This window comes from Bacillus thermozeamaize, assembly GCA_002159075.1.
Taxonomy (GTDB): Bacteria; Bacillota; Bacilli; order ZCTH02-B2; family ZCTH02-B2; genus Bacillus_BB; species Bacillus_BB thermozeamaize.
In genome coordinates this window covers 1-20,505 of the sequence record LZRT01000004.1, presented here as the reverse complement: position 1 = coordinate 20,505, position 20,505 = coordinate 1, and the positions used below count along the sequence as shown (strand labels likewise).

Annotated in this window: 20 protein-coding genes and 1 pseudogene; all 21 read right to left on the bottom strand. The window is 48.7% G+C overall.

Translation table 11 applies throughout. From position 1 onward, the window contains the following. Positions 1-62: 62 nt before the first annotated feature. On the bottom strand, positions 63-917 hold the full coding sequence (locus BAA01_09675) for a hypothetical protein (protein OUM91153.1): 855 nt from the start codon (positions 915-917) through the stop codon (positions 63-65). A 24-nt stretch (positions 918-941) separates the two neighbouring features. Continuing rightward, the gene (locus BAA01_09670; GenBank protein ID OUM91152.1) at positions 942-1,733 is read right to left on the bottom strand and encodes a hypothetical protein; all 792 of its coding nucleotides are present in this window, start codon (positions 1,731-1,733) and stop codon (positions 942-944) included. Further along, positions 1,714-2,286, bottom strand: coding sequence for an RNA polymerase subunit sigma-24 (locus BAA01_09665; protein ID OUM91151.1), 573 nt, complete (start codon positions 2,284-2,286; stop codon positions 1,714-1,716). The genes BAA01_09670 and BAA01_09665 overlap by 20 nt, the downstream gene beginning before the upstream one ends. A gap of 15 nt (positions 2,287-2,301) precedes the next feature. Beyond that, complete coding sequence (locus tag BAA01_09660) at positions 2,302-3,003, bottom strand: hypothetical protein (protein ID OUM91150.1); 702 nt, start codon at positions 3,001-3,003, stop codon at positions 2,302-2,304. Then, entirely contained in the window at positions 2,996-5,278 is a 2,283-nt protein-coding gene (locus BAA01_09655; GenBank protein OUM91149.1) for a hypothetical protein, read from the bottom strand. The genes BAA01_09660 and BAA01_09655 overlap by 8 nt, the downstream gene beginning before the upstream one ends. Then, positions 5,271-6,140, bottom strand: a complete 870-nt coding sequence (locus BAA01_09650) for an ABC transporter (protein ID OUM91148.1) — start codon at positions 6,138-6,140, stop codon at positions 5,271-5,273. Before BAA01_09650 ends, BAA01_09655 begins: the two co-directional genes overlap by 8 nt. Before the next feature lie 158 nt (positions 6,141-6,298). After that, on the bottom strand, positions 6,299-6,970 hold the full coding sequence (locus BAA01_09645; protein OUM91147.1) for a GNAT family acetyltransferase: 672 nt from the start codon (positions 6,968-6,970) through the stop codon (positions 6,299-6,301). A 24-nt stretch (positions 6,971-6,994) separates the two neighbouring features. After that, entirely contained in the window at positions 6,995-7,666 is a 672-nt protein-coding gene (locus BAA01_09640) for an acetyltransferase (protein OUM91146.1), read from the bottom strand. 36 nt (positions 7,667-7,702) lie between these two features. Next, positions 7,703-8,560 (bottom strand): acyltransferase, encoded by an 858-nt coding sequence (locus tag BAA01_09635; protein ID OUM91145.1) that lies wholly within the window; start codon positions 8,558-8,560, stop codon positions 7,703-7,705. 108 nt (positions 8,561-8,668) lie between these two features. Continuing rightward, a complete protein-coding gene (locus tag BAA01_09630) occupies positions 8,669-10,705 on the bottom strand; it encodes an NADPH-dependent 2,4-dienoyl-CoA reductase (protein ID OUM91144.1) in 2,037 nt (678 codons plus the stop codon). Positions 10,706-10,771: 66 nt separating this feature from the next. After that, positions 10,772-11,521, bottom strand: coding sequence for an ABC transporter ATP-binding protein (locus tag BAA01_09625; protein OUM91143.1), 750 nt, complete (start codon positions 11,519-11,521; stop codon positions 10,772-10,774). Next, the gene (locus BAA01_09620; GenBank protein OUM91142.1) at positions 11,469-12,206 is read right to left on the bottom strand and encodes a hypothetical protein; all 738 of its coding nucleotides are present in this window, start codon (positions 12,204-12,206) and stop codon (positions 11,469-11,471) included. Before BAA01_09620 ends, BAA01_09625 begins: the two co-directional genes overlap by 53 nt. Positions 12,207-12,208: 2 nt before the next feature. Further along, a complete protein-coding gene (locus BAA01_09615; GenBank protein ID OUM91141.1) occupies positions 12,209-13,159 on the bottom strand; it encodes a hypothetical protein in 951 nt (316 codons plus the stop codon). After that, positions 13,146-14,036, bottom strand: a complete 891-nt coding sequence (locus tag BAA01_09610) for a hypothetical protein (protein ID OUM91166.1) — start codon at positions 14,034-14,036, stop codon at positions 13,146-13,148. Before BAA01_09610 ends, BAA01_09615 begins: the two co-directional genes overlap by 14 nt. Before the next feature lie 70 nt (positions 14,037-14,106). Beyond that, positions 14,107-15,372, bottom strand: a complete 1,266-nt coding sequence (locus BAA01_09605; GenBank protein ID OUM91140.1) for a hypothetical protein — start codon at positions 15,370-15,372, stop codon at positions 14,107-14,109. 91 nt (positions 15,373-15,463) lie between these two features. Beyond that, on the bottom strand, positions 15,464-16,240 hold the full coding sequence (locus BAA01_09600; GenBank protein ID OUM91139.1) for a hypothetical protein: 777 nt from the start codon (positions 16,238-16,240) through the stop codon (positions 15,464-15,466). A 43-nt stretch (positions 16,241-16,283) separates the two neighbouring features. Continuing rightward, complete coding sequence (locus tag BAA01_09595) at positions 16,284-17,036, bottom strand: 2-hydroxycyclohexanecarboxyl-CoA dehydrogenase (GenBank protein OUM91138.1); 753 nt, start codon at positions 17,034-17,036, stop codon at positions 16,284-16,286. Positions 17,037-17,128: 92 nt separating this feature from the next. Beyond that, entirely contained in the window at positions 17,129-17,929 is an 801-nt protein-coding gene (locus tag BAA01_09590) for a 1,4-dihydroxy-2-naphthoyl-CoA synthase (protein ID OUM91137.1), read from the bottom strand. 38 nt (positions 17,930-17,967) lie between these two features. Next, positions 17,968-19,122, bottom strand: coding sequence for a cyclohexanecarboxyl-CoA dehydrogenase (locus tag BAA01_09585; GenBank protein OUM91136.1), 1,155 nt, complete (start codon positions 19,120-19,122; stop codon positions 17,968-17,970). A gap of 12 nt (positions 19,123-19,134) precedes the next feature. Further along, the gene (locus tag BAA01_09580) at positions 19,135-19,896 is read right to left on the bottom strand and encodes a hypothetical protein (protein ID OUM91135.1); all 762 of its coding nucleotides are present in this window, start codon (positions 19,894-19,896) and stop codon (positions 19,135-19,137) included. Next, positions 19,893-20,505: pseudogene (locus tag BAA01_09575) on the bottom strand (cyclohexanecarboxylate-CoA ligase). The gene BAA01_09580 and the pseudogene BAA01_09575 overlap by 4 nt, the downstream one beginning before the upstream one ends.

Here is a 20,505-nt window from a genome sequence, read left to right as displayed (position 1 = left end):
ATTTCTTGATTTGCGCAAATACAGTTTCTGTATCATGAAAAAATACGTCCATTGTCCATCCGTTACAGGCCCATCTTACGGATAAAATAGGCATCTTCCAAGGTTGGTTCAACTGGTTGAAAGGAGGGAGAGGGAGGCTGTGGCGCAATCACCCTGATCAATATCCGGTCTGGTGAGGGTGTGGAGCGTATGATGCGTGCCGGGGGGAACAGCTTCAGCTCCTCCGCTTTGATCTTACCCTCCCAAACATGCAACACGTCCGCGTGCTTCCACTGTTCAGGCGAACCATAAAAACGCACGCGTCCCTCATCCATCCACAGCACATGATCGCAGCAGCCTTCCCATTCTTGAAGGTCATGGGTGACCACTACCACTACCCTGTTCCGGCTGTAATGCCGTCTCAAGATTGAGATCACGCGCCTTTTCTCCATACTGTCCAGAGACGTGAACGGTTCGTCCAGGAACAGAAAATGAGGCCGGCCCAACAAGGATTGGGCAATGGCCACCCGCTGTTGAGAGCCCTGAGATAAGTGCTTTAGCTTGTTATTTTGAAGAGGTTCCAAATCAAATAACTGCAACAGCTTTTCCATTTCATTTTGCCGTCCGGCTTTATCCAGACCTTTTAACTCGGCCAGATAGGTTAGTAATTGGTTCACCGTCATCTCCTGGTACAGTTCAATCCCCGCCGGCAGAAATCCAATCTTGGAACGGATCAGCGGCAAGGGGCAATCGGGGTCATGGGCATAGATGATGCGCCCCCGATCCGGTTCCAAAACAGTCGCCAGGATATGGAGAAAGGTCGATTTTCCTGCGCCGTTTTGGCCGACGACGAGAGTGGTTCCCGGGGCGAGGGTGAGATGATCCACACGAAGCTGAAAATGGTTCAGTCTTTTGCTTAAACCATGTATTTCAATCATAGCCTGGTGCTCCTCAGATTTGTTTCATTTCAGCAACAAATGGTCAAGTCTGTACAGGGTCAGCCCCTTCTTGTAAGACAGCCACATGAACCCGATGCCGCCCATCAACAAGAAGAAATGTTCGGCTAACAAAAGAGTTTCCCGCAACGCAAGGTCCCCAATCAGGGCGGGGTGCGCTGCCCATGCCGCCCACAACATAAATGCAATCACAAATCCGGTTTTTATCCCTTTCCAAAACATCACATAAGCCAAAACCCCCAGCAAGAAAAAGGCCGGGGCTATCCAACTCAATAAAAAGGCAGATAGTGGAATTCCTTCAGCCCGCAACGTCCAGTAGAGCGAACTGATCAATCCCAAACACAAATTGTTGCCCAATACGATCAACAAACGGCTGTAGATCAACAGTGCCGGTGGATAGGGGGTGATCATTTCCACCAGGCGCATTTCCCTGTTCCACGCCTGAAAATGAAACAGCGCACCGACCAGGATAAACAGCGGGACAAACAGGACAAAAGGCTGGTTCGCATACTTTATGGAGGAGCGGGACGGATCGGACATGAACGTCAGCATGGCGAACACAGCAATACTGATCATCCACAGGGGCCATTTATAAATGTGCAGCTGGCTGCGGCACAAGCGCCAAAGGGACGGCCGCGGAAGAAGGGGAGATGGATACCTGTCCAGCTCTCCTTCCAGTTCGGCCAACAGTCGTTGGGTATCTCCCGCTGAGACCGGTTTCACCTGATACCTTGACAAGGTTTCCGCCAGCTCCTTTTCCAGCTGCTCCAGCTCCAGGTCAAGAGGTTCTCTCTTCACGCCGTGCCCCCTCCTTTCCCTCTTCCAATCTGAATTTCAATGCTTTTAAGGCCCGATAGAGATAGGTTTTCACGGTGCCAAGGGGAATGTCGAGCGTCTCGCTAATCTCTTGCAGCTTCAGATCCTGATAAAACCTCAGGATGACAATCTGCTTTTGAATGTCAGGCAATTGATCCAGCGCCCGAATGATTGCCTGCCGTTCTTCCTGACGTTCACAGAGTTCGATGACGGAAGCGTTGGTGTCTTTTTGTTCGGGAATCTGCTCCAGACCCATGCTTTCCAATCGATAACCCGCGCTGCGCCAATAATCGCGGCACAAGTTGAGTGCCACCCGGTATATCCAGGGCCTGACCCTGACGGGCAGCTGTCCCTTTTGTACATGGCGGATGATCCGTATGAACGTCTCCTGCACCAGGTCTTCCGCCAGCTCTGCATCAAGCAGCATGCGCTGCAGAAAACCGAACAGGGGGGCGTGATAGCGGTAAACAAACGCTTCAAAGGCAGCTTTGTCCCCGCGCTTGAACGATAGGAGCAATTCTTCGTCTGATACCATGCACCCATCCCCTTTCTAGTTCGGCTCATCTGTAACGATCCACTTGTGCCGCTGGTTCGCCCAATAGATCGAAAACGCCAAGAGCGCGCTGCCTATCGCCAAAAGCAACATCCGGTTGACGGCAAATGGGATATCTTCCGGGAGATAAACGGTATACAGCGTCAAGGAATGCAACATTTCTCCCTTGGACAGCCCCTCCAGGAGCCACAGGGAAAATCCGGCCGCCAATCCCCCGTATATTTTCTTGGTGATCACCATGCCCGATAATGTCAGCATGATCATCACGACATAGGCCGGATAACTCTGGCTGATTAATTGGAGCCAGCTGATCTCTCCAAAATACGGCGCATCGCCGCGATAGGAATAAACGAGCGATTCCATTTTACCGAATGCCCCTAGGTAAATCGATGCCCAGGAAAAGTGAAATGCGGCAATGAACACCATCAACTGCCACAATTTGCGCAGGATCATCCGTGTCATGGAAACGGGCAACGTCGCAAAAATTTCCGAAAAGGTACTACCAAACTCCCGTTGATAAAACATGACGGTCGCCATGATGACCAAAGGCAGCATAAACATTTCATTCAAGAAAAACAAAAACAGATCGTGAGGCTCACGGGATGTGACGATCAGGAGCACATAGCACAGGTAATAGCCGACGATGGCAAGGAAAAAGGGGCCTTTTAACCCTTTTAAGTCCTGAACCAGGTTACTCATTCCCCATCACCTGCGCCCATTTTTCCTGCCATTCTTTCAGTCCAATCACCGGGTATGGAGTTTCAGATTTTGCAGATGCCATTTTCGCATAAAAATAGCCCAGGATTGATTTCAGTTCAGCTGTCTTGCCCTGCATCAAAGCATCGACAACCTTCCTTCTCACAAGCGCATCGGGATCCTGGCCGGCGTCATTGCCCGATCGTTCGTCCAGGTGTTCATATGGCTCAAGATCCGGTTCAACCCAGCGCATGAAAGCTTCGTTGTTCAGATGCAGCCCATCTTTCAAGTACAGGTAATAAAAGGCATCACTGATCGCCGGAGCGATGGTTTGATCACTTTGGACATAGCCACGAAAATCGAGGCCTTTAAACAGCCGGAAATAAATTATATCCTTTAAGGCTAAGGCGGCGTGTCTGTTCCTTGCGTACCGCTCGTCATGAATGGAATAAAGCCCCGTATCCTCTCTGACAATCAACGCATCATCCATCGCTTTTATGATTGTGCCGGCATATCTTTCCACGCCGATCGAATCAAAGGGAAGATGAAAGATGGTGCGGGAGACGGCAGGCATCTTCTCAAGCCATTGGCTGAAGTAGGCTTCCATTTGCTCCATATCCTTCAGAAAAAGATTGACATGTCCATCATACAGCGGAGAAGAGACGACGGTATATGCTCCCCCGGTACCGATCTCGGTTACATGGCCGCCAATCAGCGACACCCTCTCCGCCTTTTCAATGTAAAAGTGCTGCAGGTTGTTGTGGCGGTCACGAACGCTCTCTTTCGCTGCGGCTGTGGTATAAACGTCTCCCTTAAACCCCCGCAGGGTAATCGTAAACCCAGCAGCAGACACCCCGGGGTAAAACCCATCAGATGCAATTACCCGTGTGTCAGGCGCCTGCAGGTAATATCTTTGCCGGCCGATGATCCGGAACAACCTTTCATCATCTGGGAGGGGGCTCCGTTCAAAGATCGGTTGTTTTCCGGGCAGGGGATACCAGGCCAAATGGGCAGGCAGAAAAACATGCTCCCCTTTCACAAAGCCGTGCATGACTTCATTGTGATGATCAAATCCCCAGAGGAAAAATGACCCGGCATATTCAAGGCTCAAGACTTGCTGTTTCCTTTGCCAGTCAAGCGCTTCAGGCCGGATCAGCAGGGTATCGCCTTGCCGTTCAACCTCCACTTCCTGTCCGTTCAGTTGTACCTTTTCCACACGGAAGAGCCGGTTCAGCGTAAAATACAGGGGTTCTCCCTCAGGCAGACCTGTCGTTGAAAACGCGAGCGAGGCCTTCACATGCAAGTCGTCCCGATTCTTCTGTTCCATCTGAATGTCGTAGGATTGAACGTCAACGCCGTTCTGGAGGGCACTTGCTTCCCCGCTGTCCTCTGCAAGAAACCCCTCCCGTACAAACGAATGGTGAACGGCAAACCGCTCCTGCCACAAGCGGCCATAAGGAACAAAGGCCAGAACGCTCAACAAAATCGCGGCTGCAGCGGAGATGAGCCATATCTTTTTCCCTGCGGCCGGTCTTCTTTTGACCCCAATTGCGATGATCCATAGGATCAGCATTCCCGTAAACGCCGCTACAAAAAGGCGGGAGAGCCATATTTCCGAGCTGAACAGCTTCCATCCCCACACCTCATTATTCATCATCGAATCTATTGTAAACTGATTCAAATGAAAAGTTTTCAAGAAATACAACTGAGACCGGGAGATCAGAAAAATATCCATAAAGAAGGTCCCAAACATCCAGGCACAGAATCCAATCAAATACGCAATCCGTTGTGTGATGGCCGAGGCCAGAAACATGGCCAAAGCCAGCGTAACGGCATATGACCACTCATATTGCAGCGCATCATGCGTCAGGACATCCAATACGTCAGGCCATGGCACCCTCTTGTGATAAGCCACCCCGGAAAAGACAACGGCCATCACCATCGTAAAAGTGGATAAATAAAGCCACCCCGCTACAAATTTTGCGGTGACCAGCATAAAGGAAGATACCGGCAGGGAGCCGAGCCAGTCATGGATGGCCGGGCCGGCATCCCTCCGGATGATCAGCATCCCGAGCAACATCGCTGCCCCAAGGGACATGGTATGCCCCAATTTGTGAAAATCATAGGCATTCAAAACCAGGTTGTTCGGTTTGTAAAAGGGTACATTCAGCAAATGATGCAGCATCCATACGCCAAATAGCACCGGCAAAATTACAAAAAATTTGTTGCCGAAAATCAGCCTCAACTCCAACTGGAACTGACGCACCCATTTACGCATTTCTTTTTCCTCCAATCAAAGCCATATAACCCTCTTCCAGAGATGGCGATAGGGAGGTGGCTGAAGGAGCTGGTTTTCCCTCGGCGATCACTTTGATGCGCAATCCGCGATCCGTCCGTTGGGTCGAGACAATCTGGTGTGGTTGATAGCGCTCCAGCTCTCGTTCTTCGATTTCAAGTTCCCACACCTTGCCGGTCGCCTGATGGCGCAGTTCCTCCAACGTCCCCGTAAGAGCCAAGCGCCCCTGGCACAAAACGGCAAGGGACTGGCAACTGCTCTCAATGTCAGCCACGATATGGGTAGACAAAATCACGATCCGCTCCATTCCCAGACGGGAGATCAGATTGCGGAAGCGGACCCTTTCCTCCGGATCCAACCCGGCGGTGGGCTCATCCACAATCAGGACAGCAGGATCACCCAATAGAGCCTGGGCAATGCCCAACCTTTGCTTCATCCCCCCGGAAAACGTCTTGATTTTTTTATGGGCCACACCCTGTAAATTCACCTCTTCCAACAGGCGTTGGATCCGGGCGTCTCTCGCTTTTTTCTCCTTGATCCCCTTCATCACCCCCACATAATCCAGAAAATCATAGGCGGTTAATTGAGGGTATATTTGAAAATGCTGGGGGAGATAGCCGATCAGCTTCCGGATCTCATCTGGCCGCTTCGTTAAGGAAATGCCGTGTACGATAACCTCACCCGCTGTGGGTTTGAGCAGCGTGGCCAAGATGCGCATCAGCGTTGTTTTACCGGCCCCGTTGGGTCCAAGAAGACCGAAGATCCCTTTATCTATGTGGAGATTGATTTCATTCAGGGCGACATGCTTTTTGTATGCTTTATGAAGTCTCTCAATCTGAATCATGTCCTTATATCACCTCAATACTGAATTCCTTGCGGCATGCTCTATCCATATCACGAATATCTGCCAAAAAAAGTTTTGGCTCAATGAACACTGCTCATCTGTTTTTGCAAATAAAAAAGGGAACTCCCTAATGGGAAGTCCCCTTTTCATTGCGTCAGTCAAATGGGCAACAATGCGACCGAATCTTTCGCTTCCAGTTGTTCAATCATCTCATACCAGGTCTTCGGTTTGTTGGACAGTACCGAATAGTAGCGTTTCAAAAACGTCACGATCAGATCGGTTTCCACTCTGTCGACCTTCTCGTCTATCGGGAGGAAACACAAATCGAGCCCTGTCACCGCCTCCCCGTCATTCTTCCAGGATGGATGCACATAAGGAAAATCAAGACGCTTAAATCCCAGGTGGGACAAGACTTCGCGCCGGACGAAAGGATCCATGGGCTTGATCCCGCCAAATTCATGATCCTCAACTTGATAAGGATCATAAATTTCGGCAAAAACCCCGTATAACTGCTTTCCGTTTGCTTTCGCCAAAGAAAGCAAATCCTCCTGCCTCTTGAGGAACAAGAAACGGCCGATGCCCAATCCGGGCTTGCCAATGATCGTAAAATCGGTCATCGCCACGTTCATATCCTCGTAATAGCGGTACTCCGTCGCTCCGACCACTTCACCTTCATGAACGGCGACAAAGACGCGGATTCCCGGATCCGCCAGCGGCTCTTTCCACAAATCGAAGGCCAGCACTTCCTCGGGCGGGAATACTTCTTGCATCAGTTGGTGCATCTTTTTAAACAAAGGGTCTTCGATGCTTGTGATTCTCCGATATTCCATCCAAATCCATCTCCTTGTCCCGGCTTATTTTAAGTTGCGAAAAGGATTCTTCCATTCCATCAGCGCTCCATAATTGCAGGATTCTTCGTCCTCCAAGTAGTTGGCGACCACCTTGACGGGAGTCCGGCCGCAGCGAAGCAGGAAGGTGATCACCGGATCCTTCAGTTCGCCTTTCACGACCGCTTCAAGATATTGTTCCGCCGTCATCTCATGGGCTTTTTTGTGATAGCCCGGCATCCTGCCCCCGCCCAGCAAACGGTCCAGTCCCTTGTGCACGACCACTTCATACATGGACAACATCAGCCATTTTCCCAAACCCAGTTTGCGATAGGAGGGACGCACGCTGATATCGACGACGTAAAGGGTGTTTCCGTTCGGGTTATGGTTGCGGATATACCCGCCATCCGTTGCCTCTTCCCAGGTGTGATCCGGATGGTTGGGATCAAAATCGACCAAAAGACCCGTCATCGAGCCGGCCAGTACACCGTTTACCTCGACGCACAAGGCCCCTTCCGGAAAAAGCGTCACATGGTTCTGCAACTGTTCCTTGTTCCACCACAATTCAGACGGGAACGGCGGAGGAAAACATTCCTGCTGGATGCGGATCAGTTCATCAAAATCCTTTTCTTGGTAATTTCGAATCACCGCCGGAACAGGGCGGTCCTGGTCGAAAACATAAAACGCTTTTCGGTACATGCCAACCCCTCCTCGCATGGTGAATCCGCCTCATCTTTACTTCCAGTCGGGATAAAGATCCGTCCGCCGGTCGCGCCAAGTGGTCACCGAACCGCTCTCACGGACTTGATACAACAACGCCAGATCCAAATCGGCCGTCACCACCATATCGTGGTTAATTTCTCCCTCCGCCAAAATGCCTCGGGGCGGAAAAGGGATGTCGTTCGGGGTGATCACCGCGGCCTGGCCATAGTTGGCCCGCATAAAATCAACCGTGGGCAGGGAACCGACCGTCCCCGTCGTGACCACGTATACTTGATTTTCCACCGCCCGCGCATGGCTGGTATACCGAACCCGGTAAAAACCGTGCCGGTCATCGGTACAGGACGGACAGAAAATGACGTCGGCACCCTTGGCCCTGGCCATGCGGACGATTTCGGGGAATTCAATGTCATAACACGTCAGCATGGCAATCGTGCCCTTCTCGGTCTCGAATACCTGAAGCCGATCGCCGGGAGACATGTTCCATTCCTTGACCTCTGTTGGCGTGATGTGCAGTTTCGGCTGCTCAGCCACGCTTCCGTCCGGATAGAACAAATGGGCGACATTGTACAATTTGTCTCCTTTGCGGATGACATGCGTTCCCGCGATAATGTACATGCCGGTTTGTTTGGCCAAATCCGTAAACAATGAACGATATTGTTCGGTAAAATCGGGCAGGTCCTGAATCGACAAGGGTTCTCCCCGATCATTGCCCATCGACATCAACTGGGTGGTAAAAAATTCGGGAAACAACACAAAATCGGCGGCGAATTCCGCTGCCGTTTTGACATAATGCTCCACTTGCCCGGCAAAATCTTCAAAACGTTGTATGGTATGAAGATGATACTGGACAGCCGAAACCCTGAATTTCATTCATATCCTCCTTATTGCCGCGTTTTTCAGCGACATCATATGATCTTCATTGAGTATACCACAAAAAAAGAACCGCCCTTTAGTCGGGTGGTTCTGCACTTGAGGAACCTATATGGCACGTCCAATCTGATTCCCTTCCAGTATCGCCCGCATGGCATCCAACTCCGCAGCCTCTTTGGCCCCGCCAATTTTATACACCGGTATCTGACGCAGTGCCTGAAGCTGTTCACATAACCCGTCATCCGGAATCTGCCCGGCAGAGATAATCACCGTATCAGCCTCGACCCTTACTTCCTGGCCCGCTTTTTCAACAACGACAGCCTCGCGGTTAATTTCCCGATACGCCACCTCAGTCAAAAATTTGACCTGGTGATTGCGCAAAAGCTGCATGGTAATCCAGCGGGTGGTCTTGCCCAATCCTTCGCCAATGATTTTTCCGCGGCGCATCATCGTCACTTGGGGCACTCTTTTCCGGATGTAATGCTGCGCCGGTTGCAATCCTTTTCCCTTTTGCAAGTCAGATACCTGATAGTAACGGAGAAATGCTTCCGGATCGTCGTGCAGGCTGGCAGGTGTGGTCAAAAAGTGGGCCACATCCACCGCAATCCCGCCGCCACCAATGATCGCTACCTTTTCACCCACGGACACTTTTCCCTGCAACACATCGACGTAACTGGCCACATGCGGCAGATCGATCCCTGGTATTTTAGGCAACCGCGGTCTGACGCCGGAACTGATAACCACGGCATCCGGATTCACTTTCAGAATCTCGTTTACTCCCGCTTCGCAATGCAACATCAGGTTTACTCCCAATTTTTTAAACTGCGCTTGGTAGTAACGGATCGTTTCACCAAATTCCTTTTTGCCAGGTATCCGGACAGCAAGATTCAACTGCCCGCCAATGCGATCCCCTTTCTCAAACAAGTGGACCTGGTGCCCCCGCTCCGCAAGGACCCTGGCCGCCTCCATCCCTGCCGGTCCCGCCCCCACGACAGCCACCGTTTTTCGCTTCAGAGCTGGCAGGATCGCAAACGCTCTTTCCCTGCCAGCAGCTGGATTGACAAGGCAGGTAGCCGCCCGGCCGTCAAAAATATTGTCCAAACAGGCTTGATTGCAGCCAATACACGTGTTAATCTCGTCCAATCTCCCTGCTTTCCCTTTAACCACCAGGTACGGGTCAGCTAAAAATGGTCGGGCCATCGACACCATATCAGCGTATCCGTCCGCCAACAGTTGCTCGGCGATTTCCAACTTGTTAATCCGGTTGCTGATCACCACCGGCTTATCTAAATCTATCCTCGCTTTTATCTTCTTTGCGATGTCTTTAAACGCCGCCCTGGGCACCCCCATGTAAATGGTAGGCACCATGGATTCGTGCCAGCCAATTCCTGTATTGATGGCGTCTGCACCGTTAGCGGCCAATAATTCCGCGTAACGGAGCGTTTCCTCTTCCGTCGTGCTCCCCTCCATCAGATCCATGGCAGACATTCGGAAGATCACAGGAAAGTCCGGGCCTACCACGCGGCGGATGGCTTTTAGGATCTCGATGGAAAAGCGGGCTCGATTTTCAAAAGGACCGCCCCACATGTCCGTACGCTTGTTCGTCAGTGGCGAAAGAAACTGATTGATCAGGTAACCTTCCGAACCCATAATTTCAACACCGTCAAAACCAGCTTCTTTCGCCCGCCGTGCCCCTTGGGCAAATGCATCGACCAGCTCCCAAACCTCTTGCGAGGAAAGTTCCCGGGGTTTATAGGGATTAATCCGGGCCTGAAGCGGCGAAGGCGCCACGGGTTCAAGTTTGGTTTGATCTGTTCTGGCGTAGCGGCCACCATGAAACAGCTGAAGTGCCACACGCCCCCCTTCCTCATGCACCGCATCCGCAATCTTGGCCAGCTTCTCGACCTGGGAATCATCCCATACGCCCAGCCCCTCTTCGCCAAAAGAACCCTCCGGGGAAACCGCCGCTCCCCCAGTAATGATCAGCCCCACTTCCCCCTTCGCCCGCTCTCTGTAAAAGTCTATCGTCCTTTGAAAACCGTCCGGTTCGTTCTCCAATGCCAAGTGCATGGACCCCATGTAAAAACGATTCGGAAGTGTTAAGCCAGCGATTTGTATGGGTTGATAGAGGTGCTTGAATTCCACCGTCGCCCTCCTAAGTATGAAGGTTGTAAATTTTTCTGGGGACACTACCTTATTTTTTACACACTCTCAAATACCTAAATAGGCAGACTTTACTTCATCATTTTCCTTCAGTTTGCTTGATTGACCAGATAATGTGATCTCTCCCGTTTGAATCACATAACCATAACTTGCTAAATCCAAAGCCATATGTGCGTCTTGCTCCACTAATAATACACTCACACCCTCTTTGTTAATATCCTTGATGATTTTCCCTATTTCTTGCACCACTTTTGGAGCCAGTCCAATCGAAGGCTCGTCCAACAATAACAATTTGGGTTCTGCCATCAGTGCCCTACCAATTGCCACCATTTGTTGCTGACCACCGCTCAGCCTGGAAGCTACTTGAGTTAATTTCGGTTTTAAGTCGGGAAAAAAAGTCAACACTCTTTCAAGGCTACGTTTGACACTTTTTTTATCTTTTCTCAAATATGCCCCGAGTTCTAGATTTTCCAAAACAGTCATTTCAGGAAACAAACGTCTTCCCTCGGGTACGTGAGCAACGCCCCGTGCTACAATTTCAGATGGGATGCAGTTATCGATTCTCTCTCCCATAAAAATAATTTCTCCCCTTGTTGCCCTGAGCAAGCCTGAAATTGTCCGAAGCAAGGTCGTTTTCCCAGCACCATTCGCACCAATTAAAGTTGTAATCTCTCCTTCCGCAATGGTAATACTCACATCTCTTAATGCTTCAGCTTTTTCATAATGAACCCATATGCCCTTAATATCAAGAATCGGTTTTGGCGGTTTTGCCAAGGTATGCCCCGATGACCTCTTCATTGTTCCTCACCTCCTCAGGGGTGCCTTCAAACAACTTTTTTCCATAATTTAATACAACGATTCGATGACATAATGTCATCACGGCACGCATGTTATGTTCTACAATCACAATCGTTATCTTCATTTCCGTATTTATCTTTTGCAAGATCTCGACAGCCCGGTCGATTTCAACCGGATTCATGCCTGTGAGTGGTTCATCCAGTAAAAGCAATTTTGGTTTCGTAGCCAAGGCAACGCCAATGCCTAACATTCGCTGATAGCCATGAGACAAATTTTTCGCTAATTCATTCTTGACTTCATACAAATCTAAGAAATGTAATATCTTATCTACCTGTTCAAGCCTGGCAGCTTTTTTATCACCAGACATGAGGGCACCCAAATACAAATTTTCCGAAACGGTCATCGAATCGAACAATACATTACTTTGAAAGGTCCTGACAATTCCTTGCCGATTCAAATACTCAGGGGGCCGGTTTGTAATCTCAACACCATGGAAATATACTTTTCCTGTTGAAAGTTTATAGAAACCGGAAATTAAATTAAATGTTGTGCTTTTCCCCGCTCCATTCGGACCGATCAATCCCAGAATCTCGCCTGTCTTAACCTGAAAAGACAAGTCGCTAACAGCAGCCAGCCCACCGAAATTTATCCCAATATTTTTCACATCTAGGAGAACTTGACTCAAATCTAAGCCCCCTCCCTCTTGCGCGTCTGAACAACCGTTATTTTTAGCATTGATAATGCTTGTCCCAGCTTACCAACCAGACCGTCTCGGAAAAATAACATCGTAAGAATAATCGCTAATCCATAAGCTAACCGCTCATATGGTCCGATTCCTCTAATAAATTCAGCAACAAGACTTAATACAATTGTGCCTACAATTGGACCAAGAAAGCTCTTCTGACCACCGATGATGACAAACGAAACTAGCATGATAGAAAAGAGAAAGGTAAAATCCAATGAACTAATTACGGCATTAAAGTGTGCAAACATCGACCCTGCAAGACCAGCAGCAAAGGATGCAATTGTTAAAGCCAGGACTTTAAATTTCATGACATGAATGCCAATCGATCTCGCAAGTTGATCCGAATTTTCGATTGCCATTAACATTTTTCCTAAATCAGATTTCTCCAGGAAATAAAATGCCAGAATAATCAACACTGCAATAATGGTAACAAAACCGTTGTAGGCTTCCATTGGTTTTGGAATGCCAATAATACCGTTATGTCCTCCCAAAATTTCCTTCCAAAAGTTTTCGAAAATCAACCTCATAACCTCGGCTAACGCAAAACTGACCAGCAGAAAATAAGCGCCTTTTAGACGAAATGCTATTACACCGAACAACATACTGATCAGAGCTGTTAAAACCCCACTGACCAAAAATGCGATGAAAAACGGCCAACCGAAATGAACGGTTAATACCGCAGACGTATAAGCTCCCACCCCAAAAAAACTCGCATGCGCCAAGTTGATCTCACCAATTAACATGACAAAGCGAAGCGAAACCGCTAACACAGCATTTAAACAAATCCAGATAAAAAAATGAGATGAATAAGGATCTGTATTTAAAAAACCGTATGCCACCAATGCGATTAATACCGCGCCAACGAATACTGCTTTCAACTTATTTTGATACATTTCCCATCAGTCCTTTTGGCCTTAATAAGAGCATTATCATTACGATCACGAATGAAAGAATGGTTGCAAAAGCTACGTCAAAGTAAAATGCACCGAAACTTTCTATAAAACCCAACAAAAAGCCCGCTAAAATACAACCCGGAATACTCCCTAATCCGCCCAAAATAATGATAATAAACGCTTTCATTAAGTAAGTACTTCCAATAAAAGGTTCAACAATCGAAGCAGGCGCAACCAATACGCCAGCAATAGCTGCTAAAATAGCTCCTAATGTAAACCCCGATGCTGAAATAAAATTGTAATTTATTCCTTGCAACTCAGCTGCTTCTCTATCTTGGGTAATTGCTCTCATTGCTTTCCCTAATTTTGTTTTCTGAATAATCAAATATAAACTTGCAGTTAATAACAACGCAATAATAAAAATTATTATTCTTTCATTTGAAACAGTTCCTCCTAGAATATTGGTTGTTCCCTGAAAAATAGTAGGAACTTTTTTCGGATTACCACCCAGGATAATAAGCAGAACGGTTTGAATCACCATTGATAAACCCAGTGAAATAATAAGTCCTGATGTCATATCTCCTCTAAATGGCGAAAAAATATACTTTTCAATCAAAAGCCCAAATATCCCTATTGTTACCGTTGCAATGATAAATGTGAGAATATACATTACAAAAATGTTCGTGTTTAAACGACTTGAAAGGTCCCATTCTTGTAACAAAAGATATGTGATAAACGCTCCTGCTGTATAAAATTCTCCATGAGCGAAATTGACCACCTTCATCACACCAAATACCAGTGTAAGACCTAGTGCAAAGATGACATATATAGCTCCAGTCTGAAGCGAATTAATGATTAATTGTGTCATCGTATTCATTTTATCACCCGCTTTTTTATATATCTGATGGGGATGAATCATATTCACCCCCATCTTAAGCAAGCTAACACTATCCAATCTTTTCTTTTAATTCCGTAGGAATCACTCTTTCTACTTCCACAACCTTACCATTTTGAATCTGAGTAACAGTTACCGGTAACAAGAGCTGTTGGGGTGAACCATAATATGTTTCAGAACCGAATGCCGCCTTCCCATATGAGGTTTCATAAATGAGGGTGGGAATCACTTCCCTTAGTTTATCTGGTTCAAAAGTTCCTGCTTTTTCCAATGCGGTTTTGAGGATTGCAATGGAATCCCAAGGTTGGATGGATATAGCGTTTAATTGTTCATTGATTTCTTCTTTCGCTCTTTTTGCCAACTCGCGTTGGATGTCAGTGGCCTTCTCTCCCTCGAAATCTGGTGCCAGTCCTAAAAATACACCTTCAGCCGCCTCACCTGCCGCCTCAAGCAACTGCGCACCCGATGTTCCAGCTACCATAATTTTTATCCCGTCCCATCCCTGCTCTTTTAAAGCTTTCAAGATTAAACCTGCCTCACCAGGTGAAGAAGCTCCTAAATCCACTATATCTGGTTTTTGGCTTATGATTTTCGTAACAATTTGGGAAAATTCTGTTGTTCCTCTTTCATAGAACTCATTGGCTACAACATCCACGCCTTTAATCTTCCATATTTCTTGCGACACATTTGCTGTATCTGTTCCGGTAGCATCATTTGGGTTAATGATTGCTACTTTTTTGGCGTTAGGGTTGTTTCCGAGAATGTATGAATATAATGGTTCAACAACTTCCACCGGTGTGTTGAGGGTTGTAAATGTATATGGATATTTCGGTCCTTTCATATCTCTGGCCCAAGCGGTGGTAAAATGAATCACTTTCGCCGGCTCACTGATAGCTTGTAATGCCTTTGTCGGAGCACTACCAACTGAACTAATGATAAAGTCAACCTTATCTCGATGAATAAGCTTTTGCGCAACTTGCGCTCCTTCTGCAGAATTATATTTGTTGTCGTAAGCGATTACTTCAAACGTATATTTTTTTCCGTTAACTGTGACCCCACCTTGTTCATTGAAATATTTGGCTGCTTGTTTTGCAACCCACTCTGCAGTGATTCCCCAACTGGCTGCAGCCCCTGACATTGGAACACTCAAGCCTAATTTGATCACGTCACCTTCCTTTGCACCTTCAGAAGTACCTTCAGAGGATGGTTGACCCGTCTGATCCGATGAAGCAGGATTTGAACACGCGCTGAAAAACAAGATCATTCCAATCAGAAGTAGAAACGTTAAATTTTTAACTGTGATTCTATAAAAATTCATCACATTACCCCTCCTTAACAATATTTTTAATAATATCTACTAAATTCGCCTTCCAAAATCTCCCTAGTGAATATTTGTTTAATTTTAAATTTCATTCTCCAGTAAAATTCGGTGAACGTTTTTCCATAAACGCCTGCACGCCCTCCGCGCGGTCCTTGGTCTTAAATACGGAGAGGATAGACTGAACCTCCATTTGACGGGCGGAGTATACGTCCACCTGGACAGCATGCTGGGAGGACTGCTTGAGCGCTTGGAATGCCCAAATCGGTTGCTGGGCTATTTTTTTGCAAAACGCTGTCGCTTCACTTGATAAACTTTCCCCTTCAATCACCCGGTCGACCAATCCCATTCGAAAGGCCTCATCGGCTGTGACCGGTTCACCCGTATAGAGCATCATCTTCGCTCTTGAAAGCCCAATCAATTTGGGCAATCGGTATGTGCCACCCGCCCCCGGAATGAGTCCCAGTTTGATTTCCGGCAGCGCAAACTTCGCATCCGGCGAAGCAAATCGAAAGTCGCATGCCAGCGAAAGTTCGCAACCGCCGCCGTACGCATACCCCTTTACAGCTGCCACCGTCAATATGGGGAGGTTTTCAAGCTGCCACAACAATTCCTGAAAGAGGTGGATATACGACTGGAATGCATCCACATCCATGTCTGCAATGCCTTTCAGATCGGCGCCCACAGCAAAATGGTTGCCGACACCAGTCATGATCAGCGCGCGGCAGTGTTTTTCCGACTTGGTTTTTATGATTTCCTGTGTCAGTTCAAGAAGCAGTTGCTGGTTTAACGCATTGAATTGACCAGGCCGGTTCAAGGTGATGGTTTTGACGTTGCCCGACATTTCAACCAAAATGGTTTCATACATCGCTTTAGCCCCGCTTTTCGTTTCATTTCTGAAAACATGTTATCTACACCATGGTTAAACCGCCGGAAACGCTCAGTGTCTGACCCGTGACATAAGCAGCCTCATCCGATGCAAAATAACAAACGGCATGTGCGATGTCTTCCGGCTGAGCCAGCCGGCGCAACGGGATGGCTCTCTCAAGCGCGTCCGCAATTTTCGGATTGTAAGAGGAAATTTCCTGAAACAAAGGGGTATCTGCCGGACCCGGACAGACCACATTGACGTTGATCTTGTGGCGGGCCATTTCTCTCGCCAATGTTTTGGAAAACGCAATCACGCCGCCTTTTGCCGCAGCATACACGGCTTCTCCGCTGGAACCGACCCGCCCGGCATCCGATCCAATATTGACGACCTTCCCGTAACCCTGTTCGATCATGATGGGCAATACGGTCTTGCATGTGTAAAAAACGCCCTTCAGGTTGATGGCCAATACCTTGTCCCAAGTCTCCTCGGTGCTGTCCAAAAAGGGTTCCACCTTGTCCCAACCGGCATTGTTCACCAACACATCAATGCGCCCAAACGTCTGTTTTGTTTGCTCAACCATTTTCTCCACATCTTCCAGGATTGTCACATCCACTTTGATCGCCATGGCGTTCCCGCCATCTTGATGGATGGCACCGGCTGTGGCTTGCGCATGATCCAACAACAGGTCGGCAACCACCACTTTTGCCCCTTCACTTGCCAGCTTCTTGCAAATGGCTTCCCCGATACCTCTGCCTCCTCCAGTCACAATGCATACCTTATCTTTTAGCCTCATCCGTTTTCCACTCCCTTTTCCATCTGGAATTAAGATTCTGAATCAACTCTGCTGCAGCATCCTTGGAGCATCCCGTCATGTGGCGTCCTATCCTACTTTCTAAATTTGGAAAAATCAGGGGTGCGTTTCTCGATAAACGCATTCCGGCCTTCCATCGCTTCCTCCGTCCGGTAAAACATGGCCAGGGAAGCCATGGACAACTGCGTAATGCCTTCAATGCTGGCCGAGTCGGCGTTAAATGAGTACTTTAACATCTTCAGCGCCGTCGGGCTTTTGGCCAGGAGTTTCTGACACCAGTTCTCCACCTCTTCCATCAATTTCTCGTGCGGCACCACCTTGTTCACCAGCCCCATCTCCAACGCCTCTTGTGCCGTGTATTGCTCGCAGAGGTACCAAATTTCCCGCGCTTTTTTCTCGCCCACGATCCGTGCCAGGTACGCCGTCCCAAAGCCGGCATCGTAACTCCCCACGCGAGGTCCTGCCTGGCCAAACTTCGCTCTGTCCGAAGCGATCGTCAAATCGCAGATCACGTGAAGGACATGTCCCCCTCCAATCGCATAGCCGTTGACGGCGGCAATCACCGGTTTGGGAATGTTGCGAATCACGGTGTGCAACCCTTCGACCTCCAGTCCAATGCCTCCTTCCAGTCCGCCTCCTGTGCCCGTGTACCCTTCACCGCCCCGATCTTTTTGATCCCCGCCTGTACAAAACGCCTTGTCGCCGGCACCGGTCAGCACGACGACGCCAATGGTATTGTCATCCCAGGCATCGCGAAAAGCAGCAATGAGTTCTCTGACAGTCAAGGAACGAAAAGCGTTGTACACCTCCGGCCGGTTAATCGTGATCCAGGCCACACCATCTTTTTTGGTATAAAGAATATCTTGATACGTCATGACGAAACCTCCTTAATTTTGTTCAAATTTATATGACTTTAATAAGGCTTAAATTCTTTTCCCAATAGTTCTCTTGCTATAATGATTTTTTGTATCTGGGCTGTTCCATCGCCGATTTCCAGACCGATGACATCCCGCAAACGCTGCTCAATCGGCATTTCTTTTGTGTAGCCGTAATGTCCGTTCAAAAGCAGGCACTCGTGAATGGCCTTGGCGGCAATCGAAGGACCGATCCATTTGCACATGGCCGCCTCTTTGGTATGTGACAATCCTTGATCACGCAGCCACAACGTCCGGTAACACAGCCATCTGGCCATCTCCAGCCAGGTGTGGGTTTCAGCGATCGGAAAGGACACGCCTTCAAACTTGGCCAGCGGCTGGCCAAATGCATGACGTTCCTTGACATGCTCCATGGTTTCCGTCAAGGTCTGCTCGGCTGCCCCGATACACTGCAGGGCAATCAGGACCCGGCTTAAATCAAACCCATTCATGATCTGGTAAAATCCTTGATTCTCTGCACCAATCCTGTATTCAACGGGGACGCGAACCTGATCGAGAAAGACAGAACCCCTCCCAATCGGCACATTCCCCATATCCTCATACCCCTGAATCTCAATCCCGTCACTATTTCGCGGCACCAGAAACACACTGACACCCCGGGCTCCTGCATCCGGATCTGTTTTGGCAAAGATCAGGAAGGCATGGGCGACCCGTGCAAGTGAAATGCCTGATTTTTCTCCCGAGATGACGTACTCATCTCCTTTACGAACGGCACGCGTCTTGATCCTTGCAGCATCCGAACCGGCTCCCGGTTCGGTGATGGCAATGGCAAGGAGCCGGTTTCCCTCAGCCATCGGCTGAAGCCATGTTTTTTTCACATGCTCTGTTGCATGTGCCTGCAAAATTTCACCAATAAGCCCGTTTAGCATCACAGCGTAAGCGGCATTAAAGTCCCCCTTGCCAACCTCTTCTGCGGCAATCCCTGTGGTGATACAGTCTGCACCAATGCCGCCGTATTCAGAATGAACGCGCAGTCCTGTCAGACCGAGTTGGCCCATCTTCTTCCATGTTTCAAGCGGGAATGTTTTCTCCCTGTCCCACTTTGTATAATTCGGAAGCAGTTCTTTCTGAGCAAATTCCCGCAGTGTCTTGCGCAACTGTTCCTGTTCTTCCGTAAAGGCAAAATTGAGCATGTTATCCCTTCTTCACTGTAATGTGAGGCCGCCGTCCACAACCAACGTTTGTCCAGTGACATATTCTGAAGCAGGGGAGCAAAAGAACTGGATGGCATCCGCAATCTCATCCGGTGTGGCCAGACGGCCTTTTGGGATCTGCCGGCTCCAGGACACGACATTCTCTTCCCAATGCTCTCCGGAATAAATGCGTGCCGAATCGGTCTCCACATACCCTGGACATACACCATTGACGTTGATTCCTTTTTCCGCCAGCTCACAAGCCCAATAACGCACCAGATTTTCCATTGCGGCTTTGGCCGCACCGAGCAGTCCATGATGTTTGATATAACGGAAACTGTCAAACCCTGATACCGCGACAATTCTTCCACCTCTTTCCATCAACGGGACGGCATGCTGGACACATTGGATAAATCCTTCCACAGTGATGGCAAACGTGCGCTGGATATGATGCGATCGGACCTCCATGAGCGGCTTAAACGCTGTGGCGGCGGCATTGGCAACCAAAATGTCCAACGAACCAAACACCTCACGAACTTGCGCAAACATGTTTGCGATCTGTTCAGTTTCTCCCAAATCCGCTTGGCATAGCATCACTTCCGAACCTAATTCTTGAATCTGCTTTTGTACTTGTTCCGCAGCTTCTTGATTTTTTCGGTAATTGATCACAATCTTTGCCCCTTTTTCGGCCAGCTTGATGGCCAAGGCTCTGCCAATCCCTCTGGAAGCACCTGTAATCAAGGCAATCCGATTTCGAAGCACATCTTCTTTCATCCCGCATCCCCCTGTTCAGACAGGCGTCTCTGAATCTCTTCCCTGAGCTTGTATTTCTGGATTTTGCCGCTTGGCGTCCGGGGAAATTCCTTCACAATCTCCAACCGCTCCGGCCAATACTGCTTCGCCACGCCTTTTTCTTGCATGAACGTTTGCAGCTGCTCGAAAGTCAACGTGGCGCCTTCCCTCAATATCACAAATGCACAGGCCCTTTCCTGCAGTCTGGGGTCCGGCATCGCTACCAGAGCCGCCTGTTCAATGTCAGGATGCGAATGCAACACATTTTCTACATAAGCCACCGGAATGTTCTCCCCTCCGCGGATAATCACGTCCTTTGCCCGGCCCTGAATGCTCAAGTAACCCTGCTCATTAAGCACGGCGATATCGCCTGTCTTGAACCAGTCGCCGTTGAATTCGTTTTTGGTCATTTCCAACCGTTTCGCGTATCCAACGAACAGTGACGGACCTCTTACTTCCAGGTTCCCTTCCACCCCGGGAGGAACAGGTTCCCCCTGGGCATTCACGATCCGGATCTCCATTCCCTCAAGCGGAAATCCATCCGTCGTCGTAATAATATCCACCGGATCATCCACACGGCTTATTGTCACC

Coding starts and splice junctions, on each gene's coding strand:
- BAA01_09675 (OUM91153.1), bottom strand. CDS start 917: ATGATTGAAATACATGGTTTAAGCAAAAGACTGAACCATTTTCAGCTT.
- BAA01_09665 (OUM91151.1), bottom strand. CDS start 2,286: ATGGTATCAGACGAAGAATTGCTCCTATCGTTCAAGCGCGGGGACAAA.
- BAA01_09660 (OUM91150.1), bottom strand. CDS start 3,003: ATGAGTAACCTGGTTCAGGACTTAAAAGGGTTAAAAGGCCCCTTTTTC.
- BAA01_09655 (OUM91149.1), bottom strand. CDS start 5,278: ATGCGTAAATGGGTGCGTCAGTTCCAGTTGGAGTTGAGGCTGATTTTC.
- BAA01_09650 (OUM91148.1), bottom strand. CDS start 6,140: ATGATTCAGATTGAGAGACTTCATAAAGCATACAAAAAGCATGTCGCC.
- BAA01_09645 (OUM91147.1), bottom strand. CDS start 6,970: ATGGAATATCGGAGAATCACAAGCATCGAAGACCCTTTGTTTAAAAAG.
- BAA01_09640 (OUM91146.1), bottom strand. CDS start 7,666: ATGTACCGAAAAGCGTTTTATGTTTTCGACCAGGACCGCCCTGTTCCG.
- BAA01_09635 (OUM91145.1), bottom strand. CDS start 8,560: ATGAAATTCAGGGTTTCGGCTGTCCAGTATCATCTTCATACCATACAA.
- BAA01_09625 (OUM91143.1), bottom strand. CDS start 11,521: ATGAAGAGGTCATCGGGGCATACCTTGGCAAAACCGCCAAAACCGATT.
- BAA01_09615 (OUM91141.1), bottom strand. CDS start 13,159: ATGTATCAAAATAAGTTGAAAGCAGTATTCGTTGGCGCGGTATTAATC.
- BAA01_09610 (OUM91166.1), bottom strand. CDS start 14,036: ATGAATACGATGACACAATTAATCATTAATTCGCTTCAGACTGGAGCT.
- BAA01_09605 (OUM91140.1), bottom strand. CDS start 15,372: ATGAATTTTTATAGAATCACAGTTAAAAATTTAACGTTTCTACTTCTG.
- BAA01_09600 (OUM91139.1), bottom strand. CDS start 16,240: ATGTATGAAACCATTTTGGTTGAAATGTCGGGCAACGTCAAAACCATC.
- BAA01_09595 (OUM91138.1), bottom strand. CDS start 17,036: ATGAGGCTAAAAGATAAGGTATGCATTGTGACTGGAGGAGGCAGAGGT.
- BAA01_09590 (OUM91137.1), bottom strand. CDS start 17,929: ATGACGTATCAAGATATTCTTTATACCAAAAAAGATGGTGTGGCCTGG.
- BAA01_09585 (OUM91136.1), bottom strand. CDS start 19,122: ATGCTCAATTTTGCCTTTACGGAAGAACAGGAACAGTTGCGCAAGACA.
- BAA01_09580 (OUM91135.1), bottom strand. CDS start 19,896: ATGAAAGAAGATGTGCTTCGAAATCGGATTGCCTTGATTACAGGTGCT.